This is a genomic window from uncultured Sphaerotilus sp. (assembly GCF_963924895.1).
GTDB lineage: Bacteria > Pseudomonadota > Gammaproteobacteria > Burkholderiales > Burkholderiaceae_C > Sphaerotilus.
The window spans coordinates 1-10520 of sequence record NZ_CAWURG010000060.1 but is presented as its reverse complement, the minus strand read 5'-3'; the positions used below and the strand labels follow the sequence as shown (position 1 = coordinate 10520).

The window sequence follows — 10520 nt, the reverse complement described above, 5'->3', positions numbered from 1 at the left end:
TGCACATGCTCTGGACCATCGCCAACAGCGGACTGGCCAGCGTGAGCGTGGCGAGCCGCCCGCGCACCCAGCACCGCGACGCCCGCTTCAACTGGCGCGGCTACTGACCACCGAGACCCCTGATGATCACCACCACGCGATGCGCCCTCCCTGGCGCCGACCTCGCCACCCGCGTGCGCGCGCTGGATTTCAACGCCCTCGGCCTGGTGCTGCCCAACCCGGACCCGCTGCTGAAAGAACTCGGCCAGGACGTGGCCGTCTACCGCAACATCGCCCGCGACCCACACGTCGGCGCCTGCATCCGCCGCCGCAAGGCCGCCGTCAAGGCGCTGGACTGCGGGCTGGACCGCGGCCGCTCGCGCAGCCGCATTGCCCGGGCGGTGGAGGACATCCTCGGGAAACTCGATGTCCGGAGAATCGTCGGCCAGATCCTGGAAGCGCCCCTGTATGGATACCAGCCGCTGGAAGTCTCATGGCGGGGTGTCGGCGGGTTGACGATGCCGATTTCCGTCGAAGCCAAACCGCCAGAATGGTTTTCATTCGACCCCGAGAATCAGTTGCGCCTGAAGACGTGGGATGCGCCCATGGACGGCGAGCTGCTGCCGGCCAGGAAATTCCTGCTGCCGCGCCAGGATGCGACGTACCAGAATCCCTACGGCCTGTCCGACCTGTCGCTGTGCTACTGGCCGGTGATATTCGGCAAGGGCGGGAAACGGTTCTGGCTGACATTTGCGGAGAAATACGGGTCCGCGTTCGCCGTTGGCAAACTGCCGCGCACCGCCACCGACGCCGAGCGCCAGATGCTGCTCGACGGCCTGGAGGCCCTGATCAGCGACGGCGTGGCCACGGTGCCGGACGATGGCTCTGTCGAACTGGTGGAGATGGCCGGCAAGTCCGCCAGCGCCGATTTGTATGAGCGCCTGGTCATGCACTGCCGGGGAGAAATCTCCATCGTCATGACCGGCACCAATCAGACCATGGAGGCCAGCAGCAACAAGGCCAGCGCGCACGCCGGCATGGACGTGGCTCGCGACCTGCGCGACTCGGACGCCGAGATTGCCGTCAGCGCCGTGAACCAGCTCATCCGCTGGATCGTCGATGTGAACTGGCCCGGTGCCGACGCGCCCGTCTGGTCCATGTGGGACCAGGAAGAGCAAGACGAGCTGCAGGCCCAGCGCGACGAGCGCAACGCCAAGTCCGGCGCCAAGTTCACGAACGCATACTGGATGCGTGGCTACGGCTACCAGGAAGGCGACCTGCAGGAGCAGGCTGCGCCGCCGCTGGTGCCGGCACTGGCAGGTGCTGGCGCAGCGCCGGCCGATGTGGCCAGCGCTGCGTTCGCCGAGGCCGCAGCCGACCCGATCGAGGCCGATACCGCCACGCTGGCCAGCGCCGCCGCCGCGTCCTGGCGGACCATGCTGGCCCAGATCCAGTCCATGGTCGCCAGCGCCGCCGACCTGACCGCGCTGCAGCGCACCCTGACCGACGCCTACGGCAGTCTCGACAGCGCGCAGCTGGTGCGCGTGATGGCCGCCGCCTACGCGCTGGCCGAGCTGCGCGGCATGTCCGACGTGCAGGACGAGGCGGGGCCATGACGACCGCGCCCGCCGACATCAAGGCCGGGATCGCGTTCAAGACGCCGTTCGACGAACAGCTTGAGTTTTTTCGCGCCAAGCTGAACCTGCCCACCGATCGGTGGGACGACATCATGCGGTCGGCGCATGACCGCGCCTTCATCGTCGCGGGCGCGGCCAAGGCGGACCTGCTCCAGGATCTCCGCCAGGCCGTGGACGGCGTGATCGGCAATGGCCACAGCATCGGCCGCTTCCGCAAGGACTTCCAGGCCATCGCCGCCCGCCACGGCTGGACGGGCTGGACGGGCGAGGGCAGCAAGGCCGGCGAGGCGTGGCGCACCCGGGTGATCTACCAGACCAACCTGCAGACCAGCTATGCCGCCGGGCGCTGGCGCCAGCTCAACGACCCGGCCGTGCTGGCGGGCCTGCCGTACTGGGAATACGTCCACCGCGACGGCGTGCTGCATCCGCGGCCGCAGCACCTGGCATGGAACGGCCTGACGCTGCGCCACGACGACGCCTTCTGGCGGACGCACTATCCGCCCAACGGCTGGGGTTGTCACTGCCGCGTGCGCGCCCGGGTCAAGCCGCGCGCCGGCAACTCGACCGAACGGCCCGACGGCTGGGACGCGCTCGACCCGAAGACCCAGGCGCCACGCGGGATCGACAAGGGCTTCGACTACCAACCTGGCGCCAGCGCCGCCGCACCGCTTCAGGGGTTGATCGACCAGAAGCTGATCAAGCTCGATGCGCCGATCGGGGCAGCGATGGGGCGGCATCTGGAGCCGGCGGTGCGGATGGAGCGACAGCAGGCATGGTGGAACACCCTGGATGACTGGCGGGGAACGCCTCAGAGAGGGCGGGTGGCCGTGGTCGGGGCGATCGCACCCGAGCATCTGGATTGGTTGATGCGAGAAAAGAAGATCGCGCCGCAGAGTGCTGCAGTGGGCATTCGTGAAGGGCTGGTCCGAGGCACAAAGCAGGATCGACACATGAGCGCCCAGGATGGCCTGGCTGATTCCGACTGGAGGCGGCTGCCGGAAATCATCGCCCAGCCGGAGGCGGTGTACTACGACGAGAGAACAGGGAAATTGGTCTACGTGGTGTCGTCTGGAGATGACGCGCAAACCAAGCTATCACTCGAATTCGACTACCGAGTGGGGAAGGAGCGGCTGAACATGATCGTGTCGGGGTTCCGACAGGCCGAATTCAAGATCGCGGAGATGGTCAAGGGCGGCTTGTATGTGCCACTGCCGGAGGTGTGGCGGTGAGTCGGGCGGGAGGACAGCTCCCCTCCATCCAAGCCGCAGAAGCTGCAGCAGGTCGCGTGGATGCTGATTTCCCACGCCTCGCCCAAACTCGAATCCTATGTTAACGCAACACGCTGAACCCATCACCACCAGTGAGGCTCGTCACATCGACGCCCTTCGCGCTGTGCTTTCGGCGCTGCCCGCCTCGATGTCGATCGTTGCCCGGGACGGCTGCCTGCAGATCTGGGCGAAGCGCGCAACGCGCCGACGCTGGGTGCGGGTTGGCTCGATGGCCATGCCGATCAGTCCGGGGCTGCCGTCCTGGTCGAGTCAGTCGGATCGGGCCAAGTGCATCGGCGACATGGTCAAGGAGATCGGCGCATGCGCAGAGTGATCGGCCTGGCGCTGCTGGGGCTGCTGACTGGCTGCTCCTCGCTGACCGCCTCCGAGGTGTCGCACCAGGCGATGCGCGGCTGCCCAGTCACGCGCGAGCTGCACATCGACAGCACGCTGACCACCACCACGACCCGCGTCCTCTGCGGGATGGCGCGCAGGGATGACCGGTGAGTGCGCGCTCCATCCAGATCATCGACGAAGGCTTCGCGGACGGCCTGCAGCGCCTGCTCGCCCGTGGCGGCAACCTCGGCACGCTCACCTTCCTGATTGGCCAGGGCATCGAAGAGCGCATCGACAAGCGGTTTGCCACCAGCACCGGCCCGGACGGGCAGCGCTGGAAGGCCAACAGCGACCTGACGCTCGCCCGCGAGGCGGTGCGGCTGGCGGTGTCTGGCGCGAACAAGAAGAAAGACGGATCGCTGAACAAGCGCGGCGCCAAGCTGCTGGCGGGCAAGAAGCCACTGATCGGCGAGACCGGCAGGCTGCGCGACCAGATCGTCGCGCTGGCGGATGCGACCGGCGTGACCGTGACCGATGGCGGCACGGAGTACGCCGCCATGCACCAGTTCGGCGGCACCCGTGCCCAGTTCCCCAATCTGTGGGGCGACATCCCCGCCCGGCCCTTCATGCCGATCACGGCCAGCGGTGACCTCTATCCCGCAGAGGCTGGGGAGGTCATGGCCGACCTCAATGACTACTTCAGGGATCTGGGCTGACATGCGGGCGGTGGCGACGGCGATCCTGGTGCTGCTGCTGGCCACGGCGCTGGCCGGGTGCGGTGGCGGCGACCAGGCTGAGGACGGTGGCGCGTTCGAGCCGGCGCTGGCGCCCAGCCAGCCAGCCAATCCGTGGAATCGAAAAACGGGCGTTTAAGCCGTTTTTTTATTGCTGGACGCCCGGATGTAGCCCGCTGGTTGCGTTCGGCGCTTCTAGGTGCGTTAATGGCGCGTAAATCGGCGCGTCTGGATTCGATGGGCCGGCGGATTTTCGTCATTCCGCAGATCAGGGTGCTGAAATTGGCCTAGATCTCTATTGCTGACTCGAAGCTGACAGCATCGGCACAGTCCGATGCATGCCCAGCACCGCACCCTTGGAGATCTTCCGCGCCGGCCGACATGTCGCCATGTCGGGCGAGTCGATCGCGTTCAGCGATGACGACATCGCGGCCAGTGTCGCGGCTTACGACCCCGACCTGCACGAGGCCCCGCTGGTCGTTGGTCATCCCAAGCACGACCTGCCGGCCTACGGTGTCGTGCGCTCCCTCTCCGTGTCGGGCTCGTCGATCGAGGCCACCCCTGACCACGTGGACCCCGCGTTCGCCGAGATGGTCAACGCCAAGCGGTTCAGCAAGATCAGCGCGAGCTTCTACGCGCCGGACTCCCCGAGCAACCCCGTGCCCGGTGTCTATTACTTGCGCCACGTCGGATTCCTCGGCGCGCAGCCGCCCGCCGTGAAGGGCCTGCGCACCCCGTCGTTCGCTGATGGCGAGACCGGCGTCGTCGAGTTTTCGGAGTGGGACGACATCAACGTCGCCAGCCTGCTGCGGTCCCTGCGCGACTGGATGCTCTCCAAGTTCGGCAGCGCCGACGCTGACAAGGCGCTGCCCGGCTACCTCATCCAGTCCGTCGAGCAGAACGCGCAGCTCGAAGCCATCGCCTCCACGACCGACACAACCACCCCCGCATTCGCCGAGGACACCCCCACCATGACCGCTGACCAGATTTCCGCCCTCCAGGCCGAGAACGCCCGCCTGAAAGCCGACGCCGACGCACTGCGCCGCAGCCAGGCTGAACTCCGCCGCACCGCGCTGCACACCGAGAACGTCGCGTTCGCCGAGCAACTCGGCAGCGAGGGCCGTCTGGCCGCCGCACACCAGCCCGTGATCGTCGCCGCGCTCGATGCGCTGGCCTCGGGCGACACGCCGATCGAGTTCGGTGAGGGCGAGGCGAAGAAGCCGCTGGCCACCGCCGTGCGCGAGGTGCTGACCAAGCTGCCCCAGTCGGTCGAGTTCGGCGAAGTGGCCACGCCCAAGCGCGCCGCTGGCACCACCGGCACGGTGAGCTTCGCAGCCCCGGACGGCGCCACCGTCGATCAAGGCTCGCTGGCCATCCACGGCAAGGTCATCGCCTACCAGTCGCGCCACAAGGTCACCTACGAGGCGGCGCTCGACGCCGTGCTCGGCGGCGCGGCCTGATCCGCCCCACCAGACACCACCGCATCAGGAGCCACCGCCATGTCCGCACAGTCTCGTCCCGTCCTGTCCCTGTCGCTGCTTGCGACGGCGGCCGTCCTTTACGCCCGATTCGTCGCGCTCGATGCCGCGCCCAGCCCGTTGCCCGGCATGCCCGGCGCCAAGACCGTCACCACCGCCGGCGCCAAGGTGCATGCCGTCTCGGGCCGCCCGGCGCTGCTCGGTGAGGCTTTCGACGGCATCGTCTACGGCACGGCCGTGGTCGAGGCGGGTGCTGCAGTCCTGCCTGGCGCCAAGGTGGCCAGCGATGCCACCGGCCGCGCCATCACGCAGACCGGCACCGCCGAGACCGCCGGCATCGCGCTGCAGGCCGCCACGGCCGCGGGCGAGCTGATCGAAGTGCTGCTCGTCGTCTGACGCTGGCGCACGGCCTACACCCAACTCCACGGAGCACAGCATGCCCCTGAATCTCTCGTCCGCCCGCGTCATCAACCCGATCCTCAGCACGCTCGCACAGGGCTACCGCCAGGCCGAATTCATCGGCGACCGGCTGTTCCCGCGCGTTCTCGTCGGCGCGCGCGGCGGCCAGGTGCTGGAGTTTGGCAAGGAATCGTTCCAGCGCTACGCTTCGCGCCGCGCCCCAGGCGCCCGCACCGCCCGCATCGACTTCGGCTACTCGGGCAAGCCGTTCACGCTCTACCAGGACAGCCTGGAAGCGCCGGTCCCGCGTGAAATCGCCCAGGACGCTGCGGCCGTGCCCGGCATCGACCTCGGGCGCGGCGCTGTCTCCACCGTCATGCGCGCACTGCTGATGACGCAGGAGATCGACCAGGCCACGCTGGCGACCACGGCGGCCAACTACGAAGCCGACAGCGTGCTGGTGCTCACCAGCACCGCGAAATGGTCCGCCTCCACCGGAACGCCGATCTCCGACATCGACGCCGCCCGCGAAGTGATCCGCCGCAAGTGCGGGATCTACCCGAACGTGGTGACGCTGTCGGCCAAGGCCTTCAACGCTGCGCGCAACAACCCGACGGTGCTGGGCCGCGTCCTCAGCGGTGGCAAGAACGCCGAGCCGGCCCAGGTCACCCGCGAGGCGCTGGCCGTGCTGTGGAACGTCGATGAAGTCGTGGTGGGCGCTGGCATCTACATGGAAGGCGCCACGAGCCTGGACATCTGGGGCAACGACGTGGTGCTGGCCTATGTGCCCAAGGTGCTCGGCGGCAACAGCATGGATCTGGCACAGCCGAGCTACGGCTACACCTACACGCTGCTGGGTAATCCGCTGGTCGAGCAGCCGTACTGGGAGCAGCAGTCCAAGAGCTGGATCTACGGCGTGACCTTTGAGCGCGCGCCGGTGCTGTCCGGCATCGCCAGCGGGTTCCTGATCAAGGGAGCTTCCTGATCATGGCCCGCCTCATTGCGATCTACCCCGTCAAGCACGACGGCGGCACCGCGCAACCCGGCGACGCCTTCGAGGGCGACGAGGTGCTGATTGCCGCCGGCGTGGCCGAAGCCGACACGTCGCCCCAGACCGAAGCCGACAAGACGGATCCCAAGAAGACGGTCAAGAAGAGCGGCGCGGAGAGCTGAGCATGCAGCCGATCAACTGGCGTCCGCCTACTCTGCTGCTGCCCGGCGAGGTGAACCCTGTCACGCCAGGCGGCGACAAGGCTGGCTGGGTATCGGGTTGGTTGAGTGATTCGGTCGGCGGCGCGATCACTGGCAGCGGGCTGGTCGCTGGCCCTGTGACCATCGTCAATGGTGCGATCGCGTCCGTAGGGGCGCCGACGTCGGGTGGGGGCGGGTATCCAGTCACGGCGCGATTCGAGGTGGATGTAGCCGGAGACGGCTCAGGCGCATTGATCACCGCAAACACGAATTCATCCGGCGTCATCACGTCGTTTTCAGTGCACAGGGGCGGCGCTGGGTATACGGCGGCCACGGTCGCGCATCGGGGTCGGCAGAACCGGACGATTGCGTATGACTGTGGGCCGTATTGGCAGCAATACCAATTGGCGTCATTCCTGCCACTCAACATCGCTCTGCAAGACATCAACGTGTATTTCGCCATCGCTCCGGATTTGGTTCGGCGCGGATTCAACCCGAATGTCGCGGACGGGCGTGAGACATCGATTGGCGGCCGATCGGGTTCGGCCGCGCCAACTACGACATTCAGGGTCGCGGGGCGGTTTGTATTGCTGGACGTTGGGGTGGCAGCCAATTTCGGCGCGAACTTCAGTTTGGCGCTGTTTGCCGCATGACCTACGCCACCCTCTCCGACCTCATCGCCCGCTACGGCGCCGACGAGCTGGCCCAACGCACCGACCGCATCGCTGGCCAGACGATCGACCAGGCTGTGATCGACCGCGCCCTCGAAGACGCCGGCGCCGAGATCGACAGCAGCCTGGCCGCCCGCTATGCACTGCCGGTGGCCAGCGTGCCGCCGCTGCTGGTGCGCGTGGCCTGCACCATCGCCCGCTACCACCTGCACGACGAGGCGGCCACCAAGCGCATCCGCGACGACTACGAGGACGCGCTCAAGGTGCTGGCCGAGATCCGTTCCGGCGCCCGCCTCCTGCCCATCGCCGCCACCGACGGCGGCGGCACTGCGGCAGCGGCTGGTTCCGCCGGCGGCGCGGTGCGTGTGCGTGCGCCGCGCCCAACCTTCACCGCCGAGCTGCTCGATCGCTTCGGCCGGAGCTGACGCCCACATGAACCTGACCCCCGTCATCACCCGCTTGCGCGAGCAATGCCAGGTCGGCACGTTCCGCCAGATCGGCGGCGCGGCCGAACTCGACGCCGCGATCCAGTCCGCCCCAGTCACGCCGTCTGCGTTCGTGATGCCGCTGGCCGATCGTGCCGACGATCCGCACCTGGCCAGCGACCACCTGCAGCACGTCATGCGGCACTTCTCGGTCGTGCTGTGCATCGCCAACCGAGCCGACGCCACCGGCGACGCGGCCGCCATCGATCTCGCAGCCAAGCGCCGTTCCGTCAGCCTGGCGCTCACCGGCTGGGCGCCTGACGAGACCACTGGCGATGCGATCGCCTACAGCGGCGGCCGCGTGCTGCGCTTCGCCGACAGCCGTCTGTGGTGGGCCGACGAGTTTCGCTACATGACCACCACCGACACCAACTGAGGACCGACATGCCCATCCGCATCGAGCCCATCCGCCTGCCCGACGGCAAGTTCATCACCCCGAACCCGCCCGTCGGCGGCTGCTGGATGACCACCACCGACGGTGCGCTGCAGCCCCGCGACCAGTCCACTGCCAAGGCGGCCGGGCTGGACTGGCCCGAGCCGGTCGCACCCAGCGTCGCTGCCGCGCCTGTCGCGGTCCCCGCGCCCACCCCCGCTGCAGCCAAGGCCCCGGCCGTCGCCGCACCTGTGACCACCCCCAAGTAAGGAGCCGACACCATGGCTGGATCCCCCAAAAAGTCGGGCCTGCTGCTCGACATCGAAGCCACCAACGGCACCGCCGTCACCCCGACGGCTGCGGCCAACGCCGTCGCCATCCGTGCGAAGAATCTGAAGTTCAAGCCCAGTGTCGGTACTGCTGTGCGCGACGTGATCACTGGCACCATGGGCAACGAAGACAAGCTGCCGTTTGACCACACTGCCGAGTTCACATTTGGTGTCGAGCTGGCTGCGAGTGGAACTGCCGGCACAGCACCCGCCTGGGGCAAGATCCTGCGCATGGGCGGGTTTGCAGAGACCGTCACGGCCGGCTCGCGTGTCGAGTACACGCCCGTCAGTTCCGGCTTCAAGTCGGCGACCGTCTTCGGTGAGGTCAACGGGCGCCTGGAGCAGTACTTCTACGCGATGGCTGCCCTGAAGCTGTCCTTCGTGGTCGGTGAAATCGCGGGACTCGAAGCCGCGTGCAAGTCGCTGGTGTCGACGGTCGCCGCGGGGGCCATCGGAGCGAAAACGTTCACGCCCTGGCAGCGTGGCCTGGCTGTCGGACCGGTCAACACGTCCAAGATCTCGCTGGGTGGCGTGACGTACACGGCCGGCGTGCTGGCTGGCGGCACTGCGTACGACTTCCAGTCCTTCGATCTGGACTGCGGGCAAGACGTACAGATCCTGGCGCTCGCTGCGAGTCAGACCGTGGACATCTACGACTTCAAGCCCAAGCTCGACCTGGTCGTGGACCTGACCCCTGCTCAGCACGCCCAGTTCGTCGCCGGCATGAAGGCCGGCACCACGATCGGCGCCGGATTCACGCACGGCACCGTGGCCGGCAAGAAGATCGTCATCCACCTGCCGCGCTGCGTCATCGCCGACATCGACGACACGATGAAGGGGCCGATCATGGTTTCCAAGCTCACGCTGGAGCCGCGCAGCAGCGTCGACGGCCTCGACGACTGGGTGCGCATCACGTCCATGTGACGCCTGACGCCTCGCCCGCCACAAATCCCCCCCCCCGTTCCTGTTCCACCACTGGAGTCACCATGACCCTGCGCACCGTCAAGTCCTACGACATCAAGCCCACCGTCTTCACCCGCGACAGCATGTTCTCGATCGCCGAGCTGCTCGACCAGCGCGCGCGCCAGCTCGTGTTCACCGAGGCCACCGCCCGCGAGAACGCCGATCTCGAGATCGTCAGCGAGTTCAACAGCAAGGTGCAGGTGATCACCGCCGAGCTGCAGCGTGTCAAGCTGCTCGCCGAGTCGCTGGGAGACGCCGAACTGGCCCAGCTGGAAGACAGCCTGCTGCGGGTGCTGCAGCAGCCGGCGTTCCAGGAGCTGCTGTCCGGCGGCAGCCTGCAGGGCTTCAAGCTCAACAGCATCGTCGAGGCGCTGGCCTCGCAGCCGGACGAGGCGTACACCGAGCGCAGCAACCCGGTCCACGGCGTGGCCACCGTCATCAAGATGGGCTTCACCGACGGTCGCTCGTCGATCCTGTCGGCCGAGCTGACCTCGATCGTGGCCGATGCCGAGGCCGGCACGCCCGAGCGCATGCGTTTCGACTACCGCACCCAGAACTTCCTGGGCCTGCCGGCAGTCCAGTCGGTGCTGTTCAACGTGTTCCGTTTCGTCGGCAGCGACCGGCTGTGGCTCGAAGAGGTTCGCCGGGACCTGGTGCTGTTCGACATCACTGCCAAC

16 protein-coding genes are annotated in these 10520 nt (G+C 67.6%); all 16 read left to right on the top strand.

Annotation, left to right across the window (positions count from 1 at the left end):
• Nucleotides 1–122: 122 nt before the first annotated feature.
• Nucleotides 123–1595 carry a DUF935 family protein gene (locus AABN02_RS20080; RefSeq protein ID WP_338416690.1) on the top strand — a complete coding sequence of 491 codons (1473 nt, stop codon included), beginning with the start codon at nt 123–125 and terminating at the stop codon, nt 1593–1595.
• The gene (locus tag AABN02_RS20075; RefSeq protein ID WP_338416689.1) at nt 1592–2845 is read left to right on the top strand and encodes a phage minor head protein; all 1254 of its coding nucleotides are present in this window, start codon (nt 1592–1594) and stop codon (nt 2843–2845) included. Before AABN02_RS20080 ends, AABN02_RS20075 begins: the two co-directional genes overlap by 4 nt.
• A 97-nt stretch (nt 2846–2942) precedes the next feature.
• Nucleotides 2943–3218, top strand: a complete 276-nt coding sequence (locus tag AABN02_RS20070; RefSeq protein WP_338416688.1) for a hypothetical protein — start codon at nt 2943–2945, stop codon at nt 3216–3218.
• The gene (locus tag AABN02_RS20065) at nt 3206–3391 is read left to right on the top strand and encodes a hypothetical protein (protein ID WP_338416687.1); all 186 of its coding nucleotides are present in this window, start codon (nt 3206–3208) and stop codon (nt 3389–3391) included. The genes AABN02_RS20070 and AABN02_RS20065 overlap by 13 nt, the downstream gene beginning before the upstream one ends.
• On the top strand, nt 3388–3936 hold the full coding sequence (locus AABN02_RS20060; protein WP_338416686.1) for a phage virion morphogenesis protein: 549 nt from the start codon (nt 3388–3390) through the stop codon (nt 3934–3936). Before AABN02_RS20065 ends, AABN02_RS20060 begins: the two co-directional genes overlap by 4 nt.
• Nucleotides 3911–4093 carry a hypothetical protein gene (locus AABN02_RS20055; protein ID WP_338416685.1) on the top strand — a complete coding sequence of 61 codons (183 nt, stop codon included), beginning with the start codon at nt 3911–3913 and terminating at the stop codon, nt 4091–4093. Before AABN02_RS20060 ends, AABN02_RS20055 begins: the two co-directional genes overlap by 26 nt.
• A gap of 199 nt (nt 4094–4292) precedes the next feature.
• The gene (locus AABN02_RS20050) at nt 4293–5414 is read left to right on the top strand and encodes a peptidase (RefSeq protein WP_338416684.1); all 1122 of its coding nucleotides are present in this window, start codon (nt 4293–4295) and stop codon (nt 5412–5414) included.
• Nucleotides 5415–5453: 39 nt separating this feature from the next.
• Complete coding sequence (locus AABN02_RS20045; protein ID WP_338416683.1) at nt 5454–5828, top strand: capsid cement protein; 375 nt, start codon at nt 5454–5456, stop codon at nt 5826–5828.
• 40 nt (nt 5829–5868) lie between these two features.
• Entirely contained in the window at nt 5869–6816 is a 948-nt protein-coding gene (locus tag AABN02_RS20040; protein ID WP_338416682.1) for a major capsid protein, read from the top strand.
• Between the two features lie 2 nt (nt 6817–6818).
• Nucleotides 6819–7004, top strand: coding sequence for a hypothetical protein (locus tag AABN02_RS20035; protein WP_338416681.1), 186 nt, complete (start codon nt 6819–6821; stop codon nt 7002–7004).
• 2 nt (nt 7005–7006) lie between these two features.
• A complete protein-coding gene (locus AABN02_RS20030) occupies nt 7007–7675 on the top strand; it encodes a hypothetical protein (RefSeq protein ID WP_338416680.1) in 669 nt (222 codons plus the stop codon).
• The gene (locus tag AABN02_RS20025) at nt 7672–8118 is read left to right on the top strand and encodes a DUF1320 domain-containing protein (RefSeq protein ID WP_338416679.1); all 447 of its coding nucleotides are present in this window, start codon (nt 7672–7674) and stop codon (nt 8116–8118) included. The genes AABN02_RS20030 and AABN02_RS20025 overlap by 4 nt, the downstream gene beginning before the upstream one ends.
• 7 nt (nt 8119–8125) lie before the next feature.
• Entirely contained in the window at nt 8126–8554 is a 429-nt protein-coding gene (locus AABN02_RS20020; protein WP_338416678.1) for a hypothetical protein, read from the top strand.
• An 8-nt stretch (nt 8555–8562) separates the two neighbouring features.
• Nucleotides 8563–8820 carry a hypothetical protein gene (locus AABN02_RS20015; RefSeq protein ID WP_338416677.1) on the top strand — a complete coding sequence of 86 codons (258 nt, stop codon included), beginning with the start codon at nt 8563–8565 and terminating at the stop codon, nt 8818–8820.
• Nucleotides 8821–8832: 12 nt separating this feature from the next.
• Entirely contained in the window at nt 8833–9804 is a 972-nt protein-coding gene (locus tag AABN02_RS20010; protein WP_338416676.1) for a hypothetical protein, read from the top strand.
• A gap of 62 nt (nt 9805–9866) precedes the next feature.
• Nucleotides 9867–10520, top strand: a 654-nt coding sequence (locus AABN02_RS20005; RefSeq protein WP_338416675.1) for a hypothetical protein, incomplete at its 3' end; no start/stop codon positions are given.